The 20,630-nt window shown below is 62.2% G+C and carries 22 protein-coding genes; 12 read left to right on the forward strand and 10 right to left on the reverse strand.

What is annotated here, in order from left to right:
* Positions 1 to 20 precede the first annotated feature (20 nt).
* Genes HBN98_RS10660 through HBN98_RS10675 form a run of 4 tightly spaced genes read left to right on the forward strand, consistent with a single transcriptional unit; the run spans position 21 to position 2,608 of the window.
* A complete protein-coding gene (locus tag HBN98_RS10660) occupies positions 21 to 455 on the forward strand; it encodes a DUF4426 domain-containing protein (RefSeq protein ID WP_083367663.1) in 435 nt (144 codons plus the stop codon).
* Positions 452 to 1,048, forward strand: a complete 597-nt coding sequence (gene rdgB, locus HBN98_RS10665; protein WP_083367662.1) for an RdgB/HAM1 family non-canonical purine NTP pyrophosphatase — start codon at positions 452 to 454, stop codon at positions 1,046 to 1,048. Before HBN98_RS10660 ends, rdgB begins: the two co-directional genes overlap by 4 nt.
* Complete coding sequence (hemW, locus tag HBN98_RS10670; protein ID WP_083367661.1) at positions 1,045 to 2,250, forward strand: radical SAM family heme chaperone HemW; 1,206 nt, start codon at positions 1,045 to 1,047, stop codon at positions 2,248 to 2,250. The genes rdgB and hemW overlap by 4 nt, the downstream gene beginning before the upstream one ends.
* 34 nt (positions 2,251 to 2,284) lie before the next feature.
* The gene (locus tag HBN98_RS10675; RefSeq protein ID WP_003229134.1) at positions 2,285 to 2,608 is read left to right on the forward strand and encodes a DUF3392 domain-containing protein; all 324 of its coding nucleotides are present in this window, start codon (positions 2,285 to 2,287) and stop codon (positions 2,606 to 2,608) included.
* Positions 2,609 to 2,728: 120 nt separating this feature from the next.
* Here the strand turns inward: HBN98_RS10675 and trmB are convergent, their stop codons facing one another.
* From trmB to HBN98_RS10695, 4 genes are all read right to left on the reverse strand, one after another.
* Complete coding sequence (gene trmB / locus HBN98_RS10680; protein ID WP_016983240.1) at positions 2,729 to 3,454, reverse strand: tRNA (guanosine(46)-N7)-methyltransferase TrmB; 726 nt, start codon at positions 3,452 to 3,454, stop codon at positions 2,729 to 2,731.
* Positions 3,455 to 3,463: 9 nt separating this feature from the next.
* On the reverse strand, positions 3,464 to 4,258 hold the full coding sequence (locus HBN98_RS10685; protein WP_047297148.1) for a thiazole synthase: 795 nt from the start codon (positions 4,256 to 4,258) through the stop codon (positions 3,464 to 3,466).
* Between the two features lie 60 nt (positions 4,259 to 4,318).
* Positions 4,319 to 4,519, reverse strand: a complete 201-nt coding sequence (gene thiS, locus HBN98_RS10690; RefSeq protein WP_162276294.1) for a sulfur carrier protein ThiS — start codon at positions 4,517 to 4,519, stop codon at positions 4,319 to 4,321.
* 179 nt (positions 4,520 to 4,698) lie between these two features.
* Positions 4,699 to 5,070 (reverse strand): DUF423 domain-containing protein, encoded by a 372-nt coding sequence (locus HBN98_RS10695; RefSeq protein ID WP_064589658.1) that lies wholly within the window; start codon positions 5,068 to 5,070, stop codon positions 4,699 to 4,701.
* 73 nt (positions 5,071 to 5,143) lie between these two features.
* Here HBN98_RS10695 and mtgA point away from each other — a divergent pair, with 73 nt between their 5' ends.
* Positions 5,144 to 5,866, forward strand: a complete 723-nt coding sequence (gene mtgA, locus HBN98_RS10700; protein ID WP_064589659.1) for a monofunctional biosynthetic peptidoglycan transglycosylase — start codon at positions 5,144 to 5,146, stop codon at positions 5,864 to 5,866.
* 154 nt (positions 5,867 to 6,020) lie between these two features.
* On the opposite strand, the gene rpoH is transcribed toward mtgA, so the two are convergent.
* The 4 genes from rpoH to ftsY form a co-directional block, all read right to left on the reverse strand.
* Positions 6,021 to 6,875: an RNA polymerase sigma factor RpoH gene (gene rpoH / locus HBN98_RS10705; RefSeq protein ID WP_003229146.1), complete on the reverse strand. Its 855-nt coding sequence runs from the start codon at positions 6,873 to 6,875 to the stop codon at positions 6,021 to 6,023.
* Between the two features lie 114 nt (positions 6,876 to 6,989).
* Complete coding sequence (gene ftsX, locus HBN98_RS10710; RefSeq protein ID WP_064589660.1) at positions 6,990 to 8,015, reverse strand: permease-like cell division protein FtsX; 1,026 nt, start codon at positions 8,013 to 8,015, stop codon at positions 6,990 to 6,992.
* A complete protein-coding gene (ftsE, locus tag HBN98_RS10715) occupies positions 8,012 to 8,683 on the reverse strand; it encodes a cell division ATP-binding protein FtsE (protein ID WP_003229148.1) in 672 nt (223 codons plus the stop codon). Before ftsE ends, ftsX begins: the two co-directional genes overlap by 4 nt.
* Entirely contained in the window at positions 8,680 to 10,212 is a 1,533-nt protein-coding gene (gene ftsY, locus HBN98_RS10720) for a signal recognition particle-docking protein FtsY (protein WP_083367660.1), read from the reverse strand. Before ftsY ends, ftsE begins: the two co-directional genes overlap by 4 nt.
* Positions 10,213 to 10,556: 344 nt before the next feature.
* Between ftsY and HBN98_RS10725 the strand changes: the two genes are divergently transcribed.
* The 4 genes from HBN98_RS10725 (at position 10,557) to HBN98_RS10740 (ending at position 15,106) form a co-directional block, all read left to right on the forward strand.
* Positions 10,557 to 11,912, forward strand: coding sequence for a M16 family metallopeptidase (locus HBN98_RS10725; RefSeq protein WP_083367659.1), 1,356 nt, complete (start codon positions 10,557 to 10,559; stop codon positions 11,910 to 11,912).
* The gene (locus tag HBN98_RS10730; protein ID WP_083367658.1) at positions 11,905 to 13,392 is read left to right on the forward strand and encodes a M16 family metallopeptidase; all 1,488 of its coding nucleotides are present in this window, start codon (positions 11,905 to 11,907) and stop codon (positions 13,390 to 13,392) included. Before HBN98_RS10725 ends, HBN98_RS10730 begins: the two co-directional genes overlap by 8 nt.
* Positions 13,392 to 13,997 (forward strand): 16S rRNA (guanine(966)-N(2))-methyltransferase RsmD, encoded by a 606-nt coding sequence (gene rsmD / locus HBN98_RS10735; RefSeq protein ID WP_083367657.1) that lies wholly within the window; start codon positions 13,392 to 13,394, stop codon positions 13,995 to 13,997. The genes HBN98_RS10730 and rsmD overlap by 1 nt, the downstream gene beginning before the upstream one ends.
* Before the next feature lie 113 nt (positions 13,998 to 14,110).
* Positions 14,111 to 15,106 (forward strand): hydrolase, encoded by a 996-nt coding sequence (locus HBN98_RS10740; protein WP_083367656.1) that lies wholly within the window; start codon positions 14,111 to 14,113, stop codon positions 15,104 to 15,106.
* Between the two features lie 49 nt (positions 15,107 to 15,155).
* Here HBN98_RS10740 and HBN98_RS10745 read toward each other — a convergent pair whose 3' ends face one another.
* Complete coding sequence (locus HBN98_RS10745; protein WP_083367655.1) at positions 15,156 to 16,010, reverse strand: sulfurtransferase; 855 nt, start codon at positions 16,008 to 16,010, stop codon at positions 15,156 to 15,158.
* A 31-nt stretch (positions 16,011 to 16,041) separates the two neighbouring features.
* On the reverse strand, positions 16,042 to 16,713 hold the full coding sequence (locus HBN98_RS10750; protein ID WP_083367654.1) for a TetR/AcrR family transcriptional regulator: 672 nt from the start codon (positions 16,711 to 16,713) through the stop codon (positions 16,042 to 16,044).
* A gap of 145 nt (positions 16,714 to 16,858) precedes the next feature.
* On the opposite strand from HBN98_RS10750, the gene HBN98_RS10755 reads away from it, so the two are divergent.
* The 3 genes from HBN98_RS10755 (at position 16,859) to HBN98_RS10765 (ending at position 20,577) form a co-directional block, all read left to right on the forward strand.
* A complete protein-coding gene (locus HBN98_RS10755) occupies positions 16,859 to 18,289 on the forward strand; it encodes a coniferyl aldehyde dehydrogenase (RefSeq protein ID WP_083367653.1) in 1,431 nt (476 codons plus the stop codon).
* Positions 18,290 to 18,317: 28 nt separating this feature from the next.
* Positions 18,318 to 18,863 (forward strand): twin-arginine translocation pathway signal protein, encoded by a 546-nt coding sequence (locus tag HBN98_RS10760; protein WP_083367652.1) that lies wholly within the window; start codon positions 18,318 to 18,320, stop codon positions 18,861 to 18,863.
* A 118-nt stretch (positions 18,864 to 18,981) separates the two neighbouring features.
* Positions 18,982 to 20,577: a GMC family oxidoreductase gene (locus HBN98_RS10765; protein WP_083367651.1), complete on the forward strand. Its 1,596-nt coding sequence runs from the start codon at positions 18,982 to 18,984 to the stop codon at positions 20,575 to 20,577.
* Positions 20,578 to 20,630: the final 53 nt, after the last annotated feature.

A 20,630-nucleotide genomic window follows, 5' to 3' on the forward strand; every position in this document is an offset into this window, starting at 1 on the left:
ACATTTCGAGGAGAACGATCATGGGTCGCTTGATTACTGTGCTATTGGCCGCCTGCCTGAGTCTGTCGGCGGTGGCCGCCGATACCATCAAGGGCGAGCGCAAGGAAGTGTTTGGTGACGTTACTGTGCACTACAACACCTTCAACTCAACCTTCCTGACGCCCGACATCGCCAAGGCCGCCGAGCTGATCCGCAGCAAGAATCAAGGCGTGATCAACGTCTCGGTGATCAAGGACGGCAAACCATTGATCGCCAACGTGACCGGCACGGTCAAAGACCTGACCAGCCAAAGCGTGCCGCTGAACTTCCGCCAGATCACCGAACAGGGCGCGATCTATTACATCGCCCAGTATCCGGTGGAACAGCAGGAAACCCGCACCTTTGAAATCAAGGTGCAGAACGGCGACAAGATCAACACCATCAATTTCAACCAAGAGCTTTTCCCCGGCGAATGATGAACCTCACGCAACTCGTACTGGCCAGCCATAACGCCGGCAAACTCAAGGAACTCCAGGCCATGCTCGGCGACGCGGTGCAATTGCGCTCGATCGGCGAATGGAGCAAGGTCGAGCCGGAAGAAACCGGCCTGTCGTTCGTCGAGAACGCGATCCTCAAGGCGCGCAATGCCGCGCGCATTTCCGGCTTGCCGGCGCTGGCCGACGATTCCGGTCTGGCGGTGGACTTCCTCGGCGGTGCACCGGGCATCTACTCGGCGCGTTATGCCGACGGCAAGGGCGATGCGGCGAACAACGCCAAACTGCTCGACGCCCTCAAGGACGTGCCGCAAGCCGAGCGCGGCGCGCAGTTCGTCTGCGTGCTGGCACTGGTGCGTCACGCTGACGATCCGCTACCGATCCTGTGCGAAGGTCTGTGGCACGGGCGCATCCTGACCGCCGCTAGCGGCGAACATGGTTTCGGCTACGACCCGCTGTTCTGGGTGCCGGAACGTAACGTGTCCAGCGCCGAACTAAGCCCGGCTGACAAAAACCAGATCAGTCACCGCGCCCGTGCAATGGATCTGCTGCGCCAGCGTCTGGGCCTGAAATGACCGACAGCCCCTCTGCGTCGTCGCTGATCATCGGCGGCGCCGCCTCTTCGCCTCGGGCGCCGCTGCCAACGCTGCCGCCCTTGGCGCTGTACATCCACATCCCGTGGTGTGTGCGCAAATGCCCGTATTGCGATTTCAACTCGCACACTGCCAGCCCGGTGCTGCCGGAACAGGAATACGTCGACGCGTTGCTGGCTGATCTCGATCAGGACCTGCACGCGGTTTACGGCCGTGAAATCAGCTCGATCTTCTTTGGCGGCGGCACGCCGAGCCTGTTCAGCGCTGACGCCCTTGGGCGTTTGCTGAAAGGCGTCGAACAGCGCATTCCGTTCGCCCACGACATCGAAATTACCTTGGAAGCCAACCCCGGCACCTTCGAACAAGAGAAGTTCGTCGCGTACCGCAAGCTGGGGATCAATCGCCTGTCGATCGGCATCCAGAGCTTCCAGCAGCAGAAGCTGGAAGCGCTCGGACGCATCCACAACGGCGACGAAGCGGTGCGCGCGGCCGGCATGGCGCGCCAGGCCGGGTTCGACAACTTCAACCTCGACTTGATGCATGGCTTGCCCGATCAGTCGCTGGACGATGCCTTGAGCGACCTGCGCCAGGCCATCGAACTGCAACCGACGCACATCTCCTGGTATCAACTGACACTGGAGCCGAACACCGTGTTCTGGAACCAGCCGCCGGTGCTGCCGGAAGACGATACGCTGTGGGACATTCAAGAGGCCGGGCAAGCGCTGCTGGCCGAGCACGGTTACGCGCAATACGAAGTCTCGGCCTATGCCCAGCCCGGACGTCCGGCGCGGCATAACCTCAATTACTGGAGTTTCGGCGACTTCATCGGTATCGGCGCCGGCGCCCACGGCAAGCTCAGCCATCCGGACGGGCGCATCGTGCGCACCTGGAAGACGCGTTTGCCGAAGGACTATCTCAACCCGACCAAAAGCTTTCAGGCCGGCGAGAAAGCCCTGAGCAACGACGAGATGCCGTTCGAGTTCCTGATGAACGCGCTGCGCCTGACCGCCGGGGTGGAATCGCGCCTGTACGCGGAGCGCACCGGCCTGCCTCTGGAAAGTCTCGCCGAACACCGCCGCGAGGCCGAACAAAGCGGCCTGATGCAGGTCGAACCGTCACGTCTGGCGGCCACCGAGCGCGGACAACTGTTCCTCAACGACTTGCTGCAGAAATTTCTGAGCTGAGCCCACCTCAAACGGCTGCCCTAAGGAAAACCGCATGGATTTGATACTCGATCTGCTCGCCACCGTGTCCCGCTGGAGCCGTAGCAACCTTTCGGAAATCGCCCTGGCCCTGGTGGGCTGCCTGCTGGTGTTGTTCGGCGCCGACTTCAAGGGCTGGGTCGAGCAACGCCTGGGCAGCATCGCCGGCGCCCTGCGCGTACCGCTGATGGCCCTGCTGTGCGTCATCGGCAGCGGCGCCGCGCTGATCTACGCCACGCCATGGGTGGTCAAGGGGTTGAGCCAGTTCAACAACTACAGCCTCGCGCCGGTGTTGTTGGTGGTCCTCGTCCTCATCGGTGTAGTCGCCGACCGCCGCTGATCTTTCAGCACACCCAAAACAACTGTAGGAGCTGCGGCACGCTGCGATCTTTTGATCTTAACAATCAAGATCAAAAGATCGCAGCGTGCCGCAGCTCCTACATTGGATCGTCCGCGGGACTCAGGACTGTTTTTCGAACTTCAGATCCCACACGCCATGCCCAAGACGTTCGCCGCGGCGTTCGAACTTGGTGATCGGGCGTTCGGCCGGGCGTGGCACGCACTTGCCGTCTTCGGCGAGGTTGCGGTAGCCCGGGGCGACGTTCATCACCTCCAGCATGTACTCGGCATACGGTTCCCAGTCGGTGGCCATGTGCAGGATGCCGCCAACCTTCAGCTTGCTGCGCACCAGTTCGGCGAAGGACGCCTGAACGATACGACGCTTGTGGTGACGGCTCTTGTGCCATGGGTCCGGGAAGAACAGCATCAGGCGATCGAGGCTGTTGTCGGCGATGCAGCGGTTGAGCACTTCGATCGCGTCGCAATCGTACACCCGCAGGTTGGTCAGGCCCTGGGTCAGCACGCCATTGAGCAGCGCGCCAACACCCGGACGGTGCACTTCAACACCGATGAAGTCCTGATCCGGCGCCGCCGCAGCCATTTCCAGCAGCGAGTGACCCATGCCGAAACCGATCTCCAGCGAGCGCGGCGCCGAACGGCCGAACACCTGATCGTAATCCACCGGCGCGTCGGCCAGCGGCAGCACGTACAGCGGCGCGCCCTGATCCAGACCGCGTTGCTGGCCTTCGGTCATGCGCCCGGCGCGCATCACGAAACTCTTGATGCGGCGGTGTTGGCGCTCGTCGCCCTCTTCCGTCTGGATAGGCGTGTCGTTCGATTCAGTCATCAATGGCTCTTACTTGATCAGACCATCCAGCGGCGAAGAGGCGCTGGCATAGAGTTTTTTCGGCATGCGGCCGGCGAGGTAGGCCAGACGGCCTGCGACGATCGCGTGTTGCATGGCTTGGGCCATCATCACCGGTTGCTGGGCATGAGCGATGGCCGAGTTCATCAGCACCGCGTCACAGCCCAGTTCCATGGCGATGGTGGCGTCGGAAGCGGTCCCGACACCGGCATCGACCAGCACCGGGATTTTCGCTTCTTCGAGGATGATCTGCAGGTTATACGGATTGCAGATCCCCAGGCCCGAACCGATCAGACCGGCCAGCGGCATCACCGCGATACAGCCGATTTCCGCCAGTTGGCGAGCGATGATCGGGTCATCACTGGTGTAAACCATCACGTCGAAGCCTTCCTTGACCAGCGTTTCCGCGGCTTTGAGGGTTTCGATCACGTTAGGGAACAGAGTTTTCTGGTCGGCCAGCACTTCCAGCTTCACCAGGTTGTGGCCGTCGAGCAGCTCACGGGCCAGGCGGCAGGTGCGCACGGCTTCGATGGCGTCATAGCAACCGGCGGTGTTCGGCAAGAAGGTGTAGCGATCCGGCGACAGCACGTCGAGCAGGTTCGGCTCGCCTTCGATCTGGCCCAGGTTGGTGCGGCGCACGGCGAAGGTGACGATCTCGGCACCCGAGGCTTCGATCGCCTGACGGGTTTCTTCCATGTCACGGTACTTGCCGGTACCAACCAGCAAACGCGACTGGTAAGTACGACCGGCCAGGACGAAAGGCTTGTCGCTACGAACGATGCTCATGGGGAATCCTCTTGAAAGGTGAGGGTCTTGCAGAATTCTGTGCCCTTGCGGGCCGGGCGACTAGCCGCCGCCGATGGCGTGCACCACTTCAACGCTGTCGCCGTCGTTGAGAACGGTGTCGGCGTGCTGGCTGCGCGGGACGATATCCAGATTGAGTTCGACTGCTACCCGGCGACCGGTCAGGTCCAAGCGGGTAATCAGGGCCGCAACGGTCTCGCCGTCGGGCAGTTCAAGGGATTCGCCGTTCAACTGAATGCGCATGCGCCAGGCCGCCATCATTTTTAGGGGCTGGCATTCTAGCCCGATCAGTCAGGCTGACCCAAGCCATTCGTCTTGAAACCGGTCCCCGTAGGAGCTGCCGAAGGCTGCGATCCTTTGATCTTGAAAGACAACGGCGAAAGATCGCAGCCTTCGGCAGCTGCTACAAGTTGGCGCCAGGCTCAGGTCAGGCGCCAGGCGGCAAGGCCCAGACACAGCCAGCCCACCAGAAACGCCAGGCCGCCGAACGGGGTGATGATGCCGAGCTTGCTGATGCCGGTGGTGCTCAGCAGGTACAGGCTGCCGGAGAACAACAGGATGCCGACGGTGAACGAGGCACCGGCCCATGTCACCAGCCGCCCCTGAATCTGCGTCGCCAGCAGCGCCACACCGAACAGCGCCAGGGTGTGCACCAGTTGATAGGTCACGCCGGTTTGGAAGATCGCCAGGTACTCGGGGGTCAGGCGACTTTTCAAGGCATGGGCGGCGAATGCGCCAAGGGCGACACCGGTAAAACCAAAGAAAGCGGCCAGCATCAGAAAGCCACGCAGCATGGGAACTCCAGTCAGACTCGTTCGGCAGGGTCTGTATAATGGCTCGCTCTATCGGTTCGGCCAAGCCATCTCTATGCTGCGTACTTTTTTGCGTCGTCTCACGAAGGCCCTGCTCTGGTTCGCGGGCGGCAGCGTATTGCTGGTCCTGCTGTTTCGCTTCGTACCGCCGCCGGGGACGGCGCTGATGGTCGAGCGCAAGGTCGAATCCTGGGTCGACGGCGAGCCGATTGACCTGCAGCGCACCTGGAAACCGTGGGACGAGATTTCCGACGACCTCAAAGTCGCGGTCATGGCCGGCGAAGACCAGAAGTTTCCCGAACACTGGGGCTTTGACTTCGGCGCGATCCAGGCCGCGCTGGCCCACAACGAACTCGGCGGCTCGATTCGCGGCGCCAGTACGTTGAGCCAACAAGTGTCGAAGAACCTGTTCCTGTGGTCGGGGCGCAGCTATCTGCGCAAAGGCCTGGAGGCCTGGTTTACCGCTCTGATCGAAGTGCTCTGGCCCAAGCAGCGGATTCTTGAGGTGTATCTGAACAGCGTCGAGTGGGATGACGGGGTGTTTGGTGCCGAAGCGGCGGCCCGCCATCACTTTGGTGTGAGCGCGAAGTCACTGTCACGGCAGCAGGCGAGTTATCTGGCGGCAGTATTGCCGAATCCGCGAGTGTGGAGCGCCAGCCATCCAACGGCGTATGTGTCGCGCCGGGCCGGCTGGATCCGGCAGCAGATGAGTCAGTTGGGCGGGACCAGTTATCTGCTGGGGCTCAACGATTCGCGTCGGGCACCTTGGGCGCAGTGATGCCATAAAGCAAAAGATCGCAGCCTTCGGCAGCTCCTACAGGGAATTGCATTTCACCTGTAGGAGCTGCCGAAGACTGCGATCTTTTGATCTTCTAAACGAAAACGCCCCTATCATCGCTGATCGGGGCGTTTTTTTATTGCCTGAGCGCCGGTTATGCGGCGATCGACAACTTGAGCTTGTTCATCGCGCTCTTCTCGAGCTGACGGATCCGCTCGGCCGACACGTTGTACTTCTGTGCCAAGTCGTGCAGCGTGGCTTTCTCTTCTGCCAGCCAGCGCTGGTAGAGGATGTCACGGCTACGTTCGTCCAGCACTTCCAGCGCTTCGTGCAGGTTGTGATTGGAGTTGTCGCTCCAGTCGGCATCTTCCAGCTGACGCGCCGGGTCGTACCGGTGGTCTTCCAGATAGTTGGCCGGCGACTGGAAAGCACTGTCGTCGTCCGCTTCCGCGGCCGGGTCGAAGGCCATGTCATGGCCGGTCAGGCGACTTTCCATCTCGCGCACTTCCCGCGGCTCGACGCCGAGGCTTTCCGCCACACGGTGGACTTCCTCGTTGTTCAGCCACGCCAGACGTTTCTTCTGGCTGCGCAGGTTGAAGAACAGCTTGCGCTGGGCCTTGGTGGTCGCGACTTTCACAATGCGCCAGTTGCGCAGGATGAACTCGTGAATTTCCGCCTTGATCCAGTGCACGGCGAACGACACCAGACGCACACCCATTTCCGGGTTGAAGCGCTTCACGGCCTTCATCAGGCCGACGTTGCCTTCCTGGATCAGGTCAGCCTGAGCCAGACCGTAGCCGGAATAGCTACGGGCGATGTGAACAACAAATCGCAGGTGGGCGAGCACCATCTGCCGAGCCGCCCCCAAATCCTGCTCATAGTAGAGACTCTCGGCCAGTTCACGCTCCTGCTCCGGCGTCAGCAATGGAATGCTGTTGACGGTGTGCACATAGGCTTCCAGGTTCGCACCCGGAACCAACGCGTACGCAGGTTGCAAAGAATTGGTCATGCGAAAAAACCTCCGACTTACATACTCGTGCCTTTCAGCACTGCGAAAAATTGACCGGGAACTCAGGTACAAGTTCCCAAAAAACCACAAGGCCAATCACGCGCAAAAAAGATTCTACTTCGGCGCCAGCTCCCTGAGATGACGCGCGACTGCAATCCATGCACCGATATAACCCAACAGCACCGCGCCAAGCAAGAGCGACAGACCGTCGGCAGCTGGCACTCCGGCCAGGGCGAAATCACTGCCGTACAAGCCGGCCAATCCTACCACCGCGTCGTTCAGCCAGTTAAGGCCAAACGCCAGCACTCCCCAGGACAGGACACCCGCACCGAAGCCATACAACGCGCCCATATAAAGGAAAGGGCGACGCACATAGCTGTCAGTGCCGCCGACGAGTTTAATCACTTCTATCTCGGTGCGGCGGTTTTCAATATGAAGACGAATGGTATTGCCTATCACCAAAAGTAATGCAGAAACCAAAAGCACGGTCAGACCGAAGACAAACCGGTCACCGAGCTTGAGGATGGCGGCCAGACGCTCGACCCAGACTAGATCAAGTTGCGCCTGTTGTACCTTGGGCAGCTCGGAAAGTTTTTGTCTTAATGCTTCCAGGGTCGGCTTGTCGACCTCGTTCGGGGTCACCAGCACCACACCCGGCAGCGGGTTCTCCGGCAGCTCGCGCAGGGCTTCGCCCAGACCGGACTGCTGCTGGAACTCTTCCAGCGCCTGATCGCGACCGACATATTCAGCATCAGCCACGCCGGGCATGCCTTTGATCTGCTCGCGCAACGACTCGCCCTGCGCCGGCGTGGCATCGAGTTGCAGGTACAGCGAAATCTGCGCCGCACGCTGCCACGAACCACCGAGACGCTCGACGTTGTTGATCAGCAGCGACAGGCCCATCGGCAGACTCAGCGCCACGGCCATCACCATGCAGGTGAAGAAGCTGCCGATCGGCTGCTTGCCGAGGCGACGCAGGCTGTCGAGCAGGCTGGCGCGGTGACTTTCGATCCACGAACGCAACAGCGTGGAGAAATCCGGACCGTCGTCTTCGTCGTGCTTTTTCTTCTTCGGCGGTTGCGGATCGGCGGCCTTCGGGGCCACGCGCTCGGAAACCTTTGGACTGCGTGTCGCACTCATACGCCGGCCTCCCCGTCGCCGATCAATCGGCCGCGTTGCAGGGTCAGCATGCGGTGGCGCATGCGCGCAATCAGCGCCAGGTCGTGACTGGCGATCAGCACGCTGGTGCCCAGCCGGTTGATGTCTTCGAACACGCCCATGATCTCGGCTGCCAGACGCGGGTCGAGGTTACCGGTCGGTTCGTCCGCCAGCAGCAGGGCCGGACGGTGAACGATGGCGCGGGCGATGCCGACGCGCTGTTGCTGACCGGTGGACAGGTCGCCCGGGTACAGATCGGTTTTATCCGACAGTGCCACACGCTCCAGCGCCGAGTCGACGCGCTTGGCGATCTCGGCCTTGGACAGCCCGAGGATCTGCAGCGGCAAGGCGACGTTGTTGAACACCGTGCGATCGAACAGCAACTGGTGGTTCTGGAACACCACGCCGATCTGCCGGCGCAGGAACGGAATCTGCGCGTTGCTGATGGTGCTCAGGTCTTGCCCGGCCAGCAGCAGTTTGCCGCTGGTCGGACGTTCCATCGCCAGCAACAGGCGCAACAGGGTGGATTTACCGGCACCGGAGTGACCGGTGACAAACAGAAACTCGCCACGACGGACTCGAAAGCTCAGCTCATGCAAGCCGACGTGACCGTTCGGGTAGCGTTTACCGACCTGTTCGAAACGAATCATGAACGCTCCCGCTCGGCAAACAATGCCTGGACAAAGGGTTCGGCTTCAAAGGTGCGCAGATCGTCGATGCCTTCACCGACGCCGATGTAGCGGATCGGCAGACCAAACTGCTTGGCCAGGGCGAAAATCACCCCGCCCTTGGCGGTGCCGTCGAGCTTGGTCAGCGCCAGGCCGGTCAGTTCGACGGTCTGGTTGAATTGCTTGGCCTGGTTGATGGCGTTCTGACCGGTACCGGCGTCGAGCACCAGCAGCACTTCGTGCGGCGCGTCGGCGTCGAGCTTGCCGATCACCCGGCGAACTTTCTTCAGTTCTTCCATCAGGTTGTCTTTGGTGTGCAGACGACCGGCGGTGTCGGCGATCAGCACGTCGATGCCACGGGCCTTGGCGGCCTGCACGGCGTCGAAGATCACCGAAGCGGAGTCGGCGCCAGTGTGCTGGGCGATCACCGGAATCTTGTTGCGCTCACCCCACACCTGCAGTTGCTCAACGGCAGCGGCGCGGAAGGTGTCACCGGCAGCCAGCATGACTTTCTTGCCTTCGAGTTGCAGCTTCTTCGCCAGTTTGCCGATGGTGGTGGTCTTGCCGGCGCCGTTGACGCCAACCACCAGAATCACGAACGGCTTGGTCTGCGAGGCGATTTTCAGCGGCTGTTCGACCGGTTTGAGCATCGCCGCCAGCTCGGCCTGCAGGGATTTGTACAACGCATCGGCGTCGGCGAGTTCCTTGCGAGCGACTTTCTGGGTCAGGCGCTGGATGATCTGCGTGGTGGCTTCGACACCAACGTCAGCGGTCAGCAGACGGGTTTCGAGCTCATCGAGCAAATCGTCATCGATGGTTTTGCGGCCGAGAAACAGGCTGGCCATGCCCTCGCCGATGCTGGCGCTGGTTTTCGACAGGCCTTGCTTGAGACGGGCGAAGAAGCCGACTTTGCTTTCTTCGGTGCGCGGCGCTTCGACGGGGGCCTCAGCCTGCACTTCGACGGGCACGGCGGGAGCGACGGCAACCGGTGCAGGTGCAGGTGCAGGTGCAGGTGCAGGTGCAGGCTCGGGCGGCTGAACGACCGGCGCAACCGGGGCAACGAACACCGGGGCCGCGGGTTCAGGAGCAACCGGCGCAGGCTCGACAACGGGCTCAACCACAGACGCCGGCGCAACGTCAGGGACGAACGCGGCAGCTGCAGGAATCGGCGGCGTCACATGCGGCGCGGCCTCTTCGACCAGTGCCACCGGCTCTTCTGCCACTGGCAAGGTCAGCCACGGCTCGGCAGCCGGGGTCAGTGGCAGCTCGGCCGCCACCGGGGTTTCAGGCTCGGGCTCAGGCTCAACCGGTTGCAGCACCGGCTCGGCAATCGGCAGAACGACCGGCGCTGGCTCTTCTTCTATAGCCGGCGCTGGCGTCGGCGCCGGCTCAGGCATCACGGGCGGCTGTTCGACGACGGGTTCCTGCGGTTTCTTACGCAGCCATCCGAACAGGCTTTTCTTCTCGCCAGCCGCAGCTGGGGTCTTCTTGTCGTCGTTGGAACCAAACATGGAGGACGGCTATCTCACGGTAGCGACGCGCCATAAGGGCGCCCCGGCAAATAAATATTCGATGCAGAACAGACTGTGTTTCATCCAGCTTGTTCACGCGCAACATTTTGTCGAGGCGCCAGCGGCACCTCAAAGATTCGTATTAACGAAGGACTAAACCGGAAAAATCGGCGAAAAAGCGAAGTCTAGTCGATAAACCGCAGCTTTCTGCCGCCAACCTATACAGCCGCATCAGGCCTGAAATCCTGATAGACGTGGTCGCCGGTAAAACGGATCAGTATCCTAGCACCTCCTCGCCCGCCTAGGCTAAGACCAAGCGGGCAGCCCAACAGGTTAAAAAACGAATGAATGCTCTAGCCCGCCGCGCTGCAGGCCTGCTGCTCAGCACAGTCTGCCTGCCCCTTTCGGCCCTGGCGGCCGACCCGCAACCGACCCACGAATTCACCCTCGACAACGGCCTCAAGGTCGTCGTGCGCGAAGACCATCGCGCGCCGGTGGTGGTGTCGCAAGTCTGGTACAAGGTCGGTTCCAGCTACGAAACCCCGGGCCAGACCGGTCTGTCCCACGCGCTTGAGCACATGATGTTCAAGGGCAGCGAGAAAGTCGGTCCCGGCGAAGCCTCGTTGATCCTGCGCGACCTGGGTGCCGAAGAGAACGCGTTCACCAGCGACGACTTCACCGCTTATTACCAGGTGCTGGCCCGCGACCGCCTGGGCGTAGCGTTTGAACTGGAAGCCGACCGCATGGCCAATCTGCGCCTGCCGGCTGACGAGTTCGCCAAGGAAATCGAAGTCATCAAGGAAGAGCGACGTCTGCGCACCGACGACAAGCCGATGTCCAAGGCCTACGAACGCTTCAGGGTGATGGCTTACCCGGCCAGCGGCTACCACACACCGACCATCGGCTGGATGGCCGACCTCGACCGCATGAAGGTCGAAGAGCTGCGCCACTGGTATCAGTCTTGGTATGTGCCGAACAATGCCACGCTGGTGGTGGTTGGCGACGTCACCCCGGATGAAGTGAAAACCCTCGCCCAGCGCTACTTCGGGCCGATCGCCAAGCGCGACGTGCCACCGGCGAAAAAACCGCTGGAACTGGCCGAACCCGGCGAACGCCAGATCACTCTGCATGTACAGACTCAACTGCCTAGCCTGATGCTCGGCTTCAACGTGCCAAGCATTGCCACCGCTGAAGACAAGCGCTCGGTCAACGCCCTGCGCCTGATCTCGGCGCTGCTCGACGGCGGCTACAGCGGGCGCATCCCGACGCAACTGGAGCGTGGCGAAGAGCTGGTGTCCGGCGGTTCGTCGAGCTACGACGCCTACACCCGCGGCGACAGCCTGTTCACCCTGTCGGCAACGCCGAACACCCAAAAGAAAAAGACCATGGCGCAAGCTGAAGCCGGTCTGTGGAAGCTGCTGGAACAGCTGAAAACCAGCGCACCGTCCGCCGAAGAACTGGAGCGCGTGCGTGCGCAAGTGATTGCCGGCCTGGTATTCGAGCGTGATTCGATCACCAGCCAGGCCACCGCCATCGGCCAGCTGGAGACCGTCGGTCTTTCATGGAAGCTGATGGACACCGAACTGGCCGACCTGGAAAGCGTGACCCCGCAAGATATCCAGAACGCCGCCAAGCTGTATTTCACCCGCGAACGTCTCAGCGTCGCCCACGTCCTGCCACTGGAGACGACTCATGAGTGAGCGCAAATCCCCACGCCTGCTGCTCGGCTTGATCGCCGTGGCGGTAATCGGCTCCGCCGCGTTTTATCTGATGCCCGGCGTCAAAACCGACGCCAGCGAAGCCCTCGACAACGCCAAGACCAGCCAGAAGCTGCAATCGCTGGCCGAACTCGACGGCAAGGCCCCGGCCAGCCGCAAGCTCGACGTACAGACCTGGAACACCGCCGAAGGCGCCAAGGTGCTGTTCGTCGAAGCCCATGAGCTGCCGATGTTCGACATGCGCCTGATCTTCGCCGCCGGCAGCAGCCAGGACGGCGATGCACCGGGCCTGGCAGTCCTGACCAATGCCATGCTCAACGAAGGCGTGGCCGGCAAGGACGTCGGCGCCATCGCCCAGGGCTTCGAAGGCCTCGGTGCGGATTTCGGCAACGGAGCCTACAAGGATATGGCGCTGGCTTCGCTGCGCAGCCTGAGTGATGCCGACAAGCGCGAGCCGGCACTCAAGCTGTTCTCCGAAGTGGTGGGTAAACCGACATTCCCGGCCGACTCTTTCGCACGCATCAAGAACCAGATGCTCGCCGGTTTCGAATACCAGAAACAGAACCCCGGCAAACTCGCCAGCCTCGAACTGATGAAGCGCCTGTACGGCGACCACCCGTACGCGCACTCCAGCGACGGCAATGCGCAGAGCGTGCCGAAGATCACCCTGGCGCAACTGCGTGAGTTCCACGCCAAGGCCTATGCCGCCGGCAACGTGGTCATCGCCCTAGTCGGCGACCTGTCTCGCGCCGAAGCCGAGGCCATTGCCAACCAAGTCTCCGGCGCCCTGCCAAAAGGCCCGGCGCTGGCGAAGATCGCCCAGCCGCAGGAGCCCAAGGCGAGCATCGGCCACATCGAGTTCCCGTCCAAGCAGACCAACTTGCTGATCGCACAACTGGGTATCGACCGTGACGACCCGGATTACGCAGCACTGTCGATGGGCAACCAGATCCTCGGTGGTGGCGGCTTCGGTACCCGTCTGATGAGCGAAGTGCGCGAGAAGCGCGGCCTGGCCTACGGCGTGTATTCCGGGTTCAGCCCGATGCAGGCCCGCGGCCCGTTCATGATCAACCTGCAGACCCGCGCGGAAATGAGCGAAGGCACCCTGAAACTGGTGCAGGACGTACTCGCCGACTACCTGAAGACGGGGCCGACCCAGAAAGAACTCGACGACGCCAAACGCGAACTGGCCGGCAGCTTCCCGCTGTCCACCGCGAGCAACGCCGATATCGTCGGCCAACTGGGCGCCATGGGCTTCTATAATCTGCCGCTGAGCTATCTGGATGACTTCATGCGTCAGTCCCAGAGCCTGACTGTCGAGCAGGTCAAAGACGCGATGAACAAACACCTGAGCACGGACAAACTGGTCATCGTCAGCGCTGGCCCGACCGTGCCGCAAAAGCCGTTACCGGCCCCTTCTGATAAACCTGCCGAGCAACCGCTCGGGGTTCCGGAGCATTAATGGCTACTCGTCCTAAAAAACCTGCGCAGAACGTCCACAACGGTGTGAACCAGCTGCGCATCATCGGCGGCGAATGGCGCAGCCGCAAACTGAGCTTCCCCGATGCCCCGGGCCTGCGCCCGACGCCGGACCGCGTGCGTGAAACCCTGTTCAACTGGCTGGCGCCGTATGTGGCCGGGGCCAAGGTGCTGGATCCGTTCGCCGGCAGCGGCGCGCTGTTTCTTGAAGCTCTGTCCCGTGGCGCGGCCATGGGTCAGGCACTGGACGCCAGCAACGTTGCCGTGTCGAGCCTGAAGGAACACCTCGGCACCCTGCGCTGCACCAACGGCCAGGTACAGACTGCCGACGCCCTGCGCTATCTGGAAACCCAGGTCGCTACGCCGTTCGATCTGGTGTTTCTCGATCCGCCGTTCAACCAGAACCTGCTACCCGCGGTCTGCACCCTGCTGGAAGAACGCCAATGGCTGGCGCCCGACTCGTGGATCTACACTGAAAGCGAAACCGCGCCTTCGACGCTGGGCCTGCCGGGCAACTGGCGCCTGCACCGCGAGCAAAAATCCGGACGGGTGTACTACGCGTTGTGGCAACGTATGGCAGTCAACTGAATGTATTGAACAACCCTGTGGCGAGGGAGCTTGCTCCCGCTGGACTGCGCAGCAGTCCCAAAAAAGGGCCGCTTCGCGCCCCAGCGGGAGCAAGCTCCCTCGCCACAAAAGGTGTGTGCCCTCTGGAAACTGAACGCTTCATCCCCGCCTTCGGCCTCGGCAATCCGCACCTGCAAACCTTGTGGGGGCCGCTGTGGCGCAAAACCGTGCACCTAGATCGCCAACGCGAACGCCTGTGGCTGGACGACGGTGATTTCCTCGATCTCGACTGGTACGGCCCGCACAGCGCCGAGGCACCGTTGGTTTTGGTGCTGCACGGGCTGACCGGCTCCTCCAATTCGCCTTACGTCGCCGGGATCCAGGCCGCGCTCGCCGCGCAGGGCTGGGCCAGTGTCGCGCTTAACTGGCGCGGTTGCTCCGGCGAACCCAACCTGCTGCCGCGCAGTTACCACTCCGGTGCCAGCGAAGACCTCGCCGAAGCCATGCAACACCTGCGTGCCAAGCGGCCACTGGCGCCGTTGTATGCGGTCGGCTATTCCCTCGGCGGCAATGTGTTGCTCAAGCACTTGGGCGAGACCGGTAACGACAGCGGCGTGCTCGGTGCGGTGGCGGTGTCGGTGCCGTTTCGCCTCGATCAATGCGCAGACCGCATTGGCAAAGGGTTTTCCAAGGTCTATCAGGCGCACTTCATGCGCGAGATGGTCGCCTACATCAAGAACAAACAACGTCAGTTCCAGCATGACGGGCGCGAGGATGGCCTGGCAGCCCTGGCGGCGCTCGGTTCGCTGGAAAACATGCGCACCTTTTGGGACTTCGATGGCCGGGTCACCGCGCCGCTGCACGGCTTTACCGATGCCGAGGATTATTATCGGCGGGCGTCGAGTCGCTATTTTCTTGGTGAGATCCGCACCCCGACCCTGATCATTCAGGCGGCCGACGATCCATTCGTGTTCCCCCACAGCCTGCCGACGGCCGAGGAACTGTCCGCCACCACCCAGTTCGAGCTGCAGGCCAAGGGTGGGCATGTCGGCTTTGTCGATGGCACGTTCCGCCAGCCCGGTTACTACCTGGAACGACGCATCCCGCAATGGCTGGCCGGCGTGACGTAATGAAAGATGCGGGCCCCGGACGCCCACGACGGCTATGTGGTAGGTGGGTTCACTCGCCCGTGGCAATCCCGCGAGCAGGCTCGTTGATCCACTCACTCCACGACCCGGCATACAGCGAACCCAGCGGATACCCCGCCAGACACAACGCAAACAGGTTGTGACAGGCCGTCACCCCGGAGCCGCAATAGGCGACCAGATCGGCCGGCGAGCGATCAGCGAGTTTCGCGGCAAAGCGTTGCTTGAGTTCGTCCGCCGGCAGAAAGCGCCCATCGCTGCCGAGGTTCTCGGTAAAGGCTGCGCATTGCGCGCCGGGAATGTGCCCGGCAATCGGGTCTATCGGCTCGACCTCACCCTTGAAGCGCGGCAAGGCCCGGGCGTCGAGCAACGTCAGCGATGGCTGATCAAGGCGTTGCTGCAATTGTTCGGCGCTCAGCAACAGGTTCATATCCGGTTTGCCGCTGAAGTGGCCCCGGCTGACCGACGGCGCATCCAGACTCAGCGGAAGACCGGCCGCGTGCCAGGCCTTGAGCCCGCCGTCGAGAATGAACACACCGTCACGCTTGCCCAGCCACGCCAACAGCCACCAGGCGCGGGCCGCGTAGGCGCCGGGGCCGTCGTCGTAGAGAACCACATCACTGTCGGCATTGATGCCCCACGCTTGCAGACCCTCGATCAACGCCGCCGGCTCGGGCAGCGGATGGCGCCCGGTCACGCCTTTGATCACCTTGCCGCTGAGATCACGCTCAAGATCGGCGAAACGGGCGCCGGCAATGTGCCCGTCGGCGTAACTGCGCTGCCCGTAGTCCGGGTCTTCGAGGGCAAAACGACAATCGAGAATCACCAGCCCCGGTTGCTCCTTGCGGGCATCCAGTGCGTTCGGGCTGATCAGTTGCGCAATCGGCATAACGGACTCCTGTGAGCGACTTCGAAAATGATTACCGCCCTTCCTCGAGGGCCTGGGCCAGCGGCACGTAGAACTCGTCAAACAAGGCATTCACCTCTTCGCGGGCCTGATCGGTGACGAACCCGGCTTCCAGCACCAGCACCTGATACACGCCACGCTTGATGGCCTGCTCGCTGAGGTGGTTGGAGTTTTCCCGGGTGGTGCACAGAAAGCGCACCCAGGACGTGAGGATGATCCAGGCGTTGATCGTCAGGGATTCGATTTGCATCCGATCCATCTTGAGAATGCCGGCGGCGACGAAACCTTCGTAGATCGCCATCCCCTGGATCACGCAGCGCTGGGAGAAGCGTCGGTAGCGCGCGGCGAGGTCCGGGTCGCTGTCGAGCAGGTGTTCCAGATCGCGATGCAGAAAACGGTAGCCCCACATCGCCGACAACAGTTCCTTGAGGTAATAGCGCTTGTCTTCGACCGTGGCGGCTCGCCCCTGCGGCGGGCGCAGAAAGCTGTCCACAAGGCTCTCGTACTCACTGAACAGCACGGCGATGATCGCCTGCTTGTTGGGGAAGTGGTAGTACAGGTTGCCCGGAGAAATCTCCATGTGCGCGGCGATGTGGTTGGTGCTGATGCTGCGCTCGCCCTGCTGGTTGAACAGTTCGAGGCTGTTCTGCACGATGCGCTCGCTGGTTTTTATTCGTGGGGCCATGGCTTGAGCTTTAATTCAGAGTGCGGTGAGGAGCATCTTACGACCTAACCGGAATTGGATAAAACAAAGCTGTGTCGGGAAGTCATTTGACTTTCTAGAGCATAGACTCTAGAAAGTCATCACTACAATAAATCCGGAGCCGACGATGACTGCCGACATTGCTTACCTGCAAACGCTGCAACAGCCACTGGAAGAGCTTGATCGGTTGTTCGCGGCACAGCGCGCCGCCTATGCCGCCAACCCGATGCCACCGGCGGCCCAGCGTCAGCAATGGCTCAAGGCATTGCGCGACTTGCTCAGCAATGAGCGCCAGGCCCTGGTCGACGCCATCAGCACCGATTTCAGCCATCGCAGCGCCGATGAAACCCTGCTCGCCGAGCTGATGCCCAGCCTGCACGGCATTCATTACGCCAGTCGGCACCTCAAGGGCTGGATGAAGTCCTCGCGGCGCAAAGTCGGCATGGCCTTTCAGCCGGCGTCGGCAAAAGTGGTGTATCAACCGCTCGGCGTGGTCGGCATCATCGTCCCCTGGAACTACCCGTTGTATCTGGCCATCGGCCCGCTGGTCGGCGCACTGGCGGCGGGCAACCGGGTGATGCTCAAGCTCAGCGAATCGACGCCGGCCACCGGGCTGTTGCTCAAGGCCTTGCTGGCGCGAATTTTCCCCGAAGATCTGGTGTGTGTAGTGCTCGGCGAATCGGACGTCGGCGTGGCGTTTTCCCGTCTGCGCTTCGATCACCTGCTGTTCACCGGCGCCACCAGCATCGGCAAGCACGTGATGCGCGCTGCGGCGGAAAACCTGACCCCGGTGACCCTCGAACTGGGCGGCAAATCCCCGGCCATCGTCTCGCGCGACGTGCCGCTCAAGGACGCCGCCGAACGCATCGCCTTCGGTAAAACCCTGAATGCCGGCCAGACCTGCGTTGCCCCCGACTACGTGCTGGTGCCGCAAGACCGCGTCGGCGCGTTCGTCGAAGCCTATCGTCAGGTGGTCAACCGTTTCTATCCGACCCTCGCCGACAACCCGGACTACACCGCGATCATCAATGAGCGCCAACTGGCGCGGCTCAACAGTTATGTCAGCGACGCCACCAGCAAGGGCGCGCTGCTGATCCCGCTGTTCGAACAGGGCCAGGGCCGGCGCATGCCGCACAGCCTGCTGCTGAACGTCACTGACGAGATGACCGTGATGCAGGACGAAATCTTCGGCCCGCTGCTGCCGATCGTGCCTTATCAGGACCTCGATCAGGCGTTTGCCTACATCAATCAGCGCCCTCGTCCTCTGGCCCTTTACTACTTCGGCTACGACAAGCACGAACAGGACCGCGTGCTGCACGAGACCCACTCCGGCGGCGTGTGCCTGAACGACACCCTGCTGCATGTGGCGCAGGACGACATGCCGTTCGGCGGGATCGGCCCGTCGGGCATGGGCCACTATCACGGCCATGAGGGCTTCCTGACCTTCAGTAAGGCCAAGGGCGTGCTGATCAAACAGCGTTTCAACGCGGCGAAGCTGATCTACCCGCCGTACGGCAAATCGATTCAGAAACTGATCCAGAAGCTGTTCATCCGCTAATCGTCGTCACCGCCGGGTAATAACAACAATGCACCCAAGCCTGACCGAAACACCTGCCCTGTCGCGCCGTGGCCTGCTGAAATTCAGCCTCGGCGCCACCGCGTTCCTCGCCACCGCCGGCCTTGGCGCGAGCCTCAGTGGCTGTTCATCGAGCGTCGCGGCGAACGGCTTCGCCACTTTGCGCGACGGCGACCTGTTGTTCCTGCGCGCCTTGATTCCGGTGATGCTCGACGGCGCCGTGGCGGCCGAAAAAATGCCCGGCGCCGTCGATGGCACCCTCAAGTCGCTCGACTACAGCCTTGATCACCTGTCGCCGGAGATGCTCAAACTCACCCGGCAACTGTTCGACGTGCTGGGCATGGCCGTCACGCGCGGGCCGCTCACCGGCATCTGGGGCAGTTGGGAAAACGCCAGTCCGGAGGCCATGCGCCACTTCCTCGACCGCTGGCAGAACAGCTCGTTAAGCCTGCTGCGCATGGGTCACAGCTCCCTGCAGCAAATGGTGATGATGGCCTGGTACACCCGCGCCGAGTCCTGGGGCCATTGCGGCTACCCCGGCCCGCCTACTGTTTAAAACCGAGTCGCGCCCTTCGCGAGCAGGCTCGCTCCCACATTTGAACCGCGTTTCTAGGTGGGAGCGAGCCTGCTCACGAAGGGGCCGCCAGAACAACAAGAACAAGAGAACCTGATCGATGCCCGTACCCGACCCGTTCCGCGAAGGCCTCGCCCGTGGCTGGAAAACCTACAACGGCGCACAGCTGACCGACGATCTGACGCTGCAAACCGACGTGGCGATCATCGGCAGCGGCGCCGGTGGCGGCACCACGGCAGAAATCCTCAGCGCCGCCGGCTATAAGGTGCTGCTGATCGAAGAAGGCCCGCTCAAGACCAGTTCCGACTTCAAGATGCTCGAAGATAAGGCCTACAGCAGCCTCTATCAGGAAGGCATCGGCCGCATGAGCAAGGACGGCGCAATCACCATCCTCCAGGGCCGTGCAGTGGGCGGCACCACGCTGATCAACTGGACCTCGAGCTTCCGCACCCCGGAGCCGACCCTCGAACACTGGGCCAAGGAACACAACGTCAAAGGCCACAGCCCGGCCGAGATGGCGCCGTGGTTCGAGAAAATGGAACAACGCCTGGGCGTTGCGCCGTGGATGGTGCCGCCCAACGCCAATAACGACGTGATCCGCAAAGGCTGCGAGCAACTCGGCTACAGCTGGCACGTGATCCCGCGCAACGTGCGCGGCTGCTGGAACCTCGGCTACTGCGGCATGGGCTGCCCAACCAACGCCAAGCAATCGATGATGGTCACCACCATTCCGGCGACGCTGGAAAAGGGCGGCGAATTGCTCTATCTGGCCCGTGCGGAAAAACTGTTGATCAACGGCGACACCATCACCGGCCTGCAATGCGTGGCGATGGACGAACGTTGCGTCGCGCCCACCGGACGCAAAATCACGGTCAAGGCACGGCATTACGTGCTGGCCGGCGGCGGCATCAACAGCCCGGCCTTGCTGCTGCGCTCGGATGCGCCGGATCCGCATCAGCGCCTCGGCAAACGCACCTTCCTGCATCTGGTGAACATGTCTGCCGGACGGTTCGACGAGGTGATCAACCCGTTCTACGGCGCGCCGCAATCGATCTACTCGGACCATTTCCAGTGGAAGGACGGCACCAGCGGGCCGATGGGCTACAAACTCGAAGTGCCGCCGCTGCAGCCGGCGCTCGCGGCGACGTTGCTCGGCGGCTTCGGCACCCAGAACGCCGAACACATGGCGGACCTGCCGCACACCCATGCGATGTTGGCGCTGCTGCGCGACGGTTTCCACCCGGACAGCCCCGGCGGCAGTGTCGAACTGCGCGGTGATGGCTCGCCGGTGCTCGACTATCAGGTCTCGCCTTACGCCTGGGAAGGCTTGCGCCGCGCCTTTCACAGCATGGCCGAGATCCAGTTTGCCGGCGGCGCCAAAGCCGTGATGCCGATGCACGCCGATGCGCGTTACGTGAACACCCTGGCCGAAGTGCGCACGCTGATCGACGGTTTGAGCCTTGAGCTGTACCGCACGCGCCTGGGCAGTGCCCACGTGATGGGCGGTTGTGCGATGGGCGAAGACCCGAAAAACGCCGTCACCGACAGCCTCGGCCGACATCACCAACTGAGCAATCTGTCGATCCACGACGGCTCGCTGTTCCCCACCAGCATTGGCGCCAACCCGCAATTGTCGGTGTATGGCCTGACCGCACAGTTGGCGACGGCCCTCGCCGATCGGCTGAGAAATCCGTGAAAAAACCGGTTTATCGCGTCGTCTATAGTGCTTTCTTACCCAACAGGCGACTT

It is taken from the genome of Pseudomonas koreensis (genome assembly GCF_012986595.1).
Classification (GTDB): domain Bacteria; phylum Pseudomonadota; class Gammaproteobacteria; order Pseudomonadales; family Pseudomonadaceae; genus Aquipseudomonas; species Aquipseudomonas koreensis.

Bases quoted from the DNA above. Each gene is read 5' to 3' on its own strand.
- HBN98_RS10660 (WP_083367663.1), top strand. From the start codon at position 21: ATGGGTCGCTTGATTACTGTGCTATTGGCCGCCTGCCTGAGTCTGTCG.
- rdgB (WP_083367662.1), top strand. From the start codon at position 452: ATGATGAACCTCACGCAACTCGTACTGGCCAGCCATAACGCCGGCAAA.
- hemW (WP_083367661.1), top strand. From the start codon at position 1,045: ATGACCGACAGCCCCTCTGCGTCGTCGCTGATCATCGGCGGCGCCGCC.
- HBN98_RS10675 (WP_003229134.1), top strand. From the start codon at position 2,285: ATGGATTTGATACTCGATCTGCTCGCCACCGTGTCCCGCTGGAGCCGT.
- trmB (WP_016983240.1), bottom strand. From the start codon at position 3,454: ATGACTGAATCGAACGACACGCCTATCCAGACGGAAGAGGGCGACGAG.
- HBN98_RS10685 (WP_047297148.1), bottom strand. From the start codon at position 4,258: ATGAGCATCGTTCGTAGCGACAAGCCTTTCGTCCTGGCCGGTCGTACT.
- thiS (WP_162276294.1), bottom strand. From the start codon at position 4,519: ATGCGCATTCAGTTGAACGGCGAATCCCTTGAACTGCCCGACGGCGAG.
- HBN98_RS10695 (WP_064589658.1), bottom strand. From the start codon at position 5,070: ATGCTGCGTGGCTTTCTGATGCTGGCCGCTTTCTTTGGTTTTACCGGT.
- mtgA (WP_064589659.1), top strand. From the start codon at position 5,144: ATGCTGCGTACTTTTTTGCGTCGTCTCACGAAGGCCCTGCTCTGGTTC.
- rpoH (WP_003229146.1), bottom strand. From the start codon at position 6,875: ATGACCAATTCTTTGCAACCTGCGTACGCGTTGGTTCCGGGTGCGAAC.
- ftsX (WP_064589660.1), bottom strand. From the start codon at position 8,015: ATGAGTGCGACACGCAGTCCAAAGGTTTCCGAGCGCGTGGCCCCGAAG.
- ftsE (WP_003229148.1), bottom strand. From the start codon at position 8,683: ATGATTCGTTTCGAACAGGTCGGTAAACGCTACCCGAACGGTCACGTC.
- ftsY (WP_083367660.1), bottom strand. From the start codon at position 10,212: ATGTTTGGTTCCAACGACGACAAGAAGACCCCAGCTGCGGCTGGCGAG.
- HBN98_RS10725 (WP_083367659.1), top strand. From the start codon at position 10,557: ATGAATGCTCTAGCCCGCCGCGCTGCAGGCCTGCTGCTCAGCACAGTC.
- HBN98_RS10730 (WP_083367658.1), top strand. From the start codon at position 11,905: ATGAGTGAGCGCAAATCCCCACGCCTGCTGCTCGGCTTGATCGCCGTG.
- rsmD (WP_083367657.1), top strand. From the start codon at position 13,392: ATGGCTACTCGTCCTAAAAAACCTGCGCAGAACGTCCACAACGGTGTG.
- HBN98_RS10745 (WP_083367655.1), bottom strand. From the start codon at position 16,010: ATGCCGATTGCGCAACTGATCAGCCCGAACGCACTGGATGCCCGCAAG.
- HBN98_RS10750 (WP_083367654.1), bottom strand. From the start codon at position 16,713: ATGGCCCCACGAATAAAAACCAGCGAGCGCATCGTGCAGAACAGCCTC.
- HBN98_RS10755 (WP_083367653.1), top strand. From the start codon at position 16,859: ATGACTGCCGACATTGCTTACCTGCAAACGCTGCAACAGCCACTGGAA.
- HBN98_RS10760 (WP_083367652.1), top strand. From the start codon at position 18,318: ATGCACCCAAGCCTGACCGAAACACCTGCCCTGTCGCGCCGTGGCCTG.
- HBN98_RS10765 (WP_083367651.1), top strand. From the start codon at position 18,982: ATGCCCGTACCCGACCCGTTCCGCGAAGGCCTCGCCCGTGGCTGGAAA.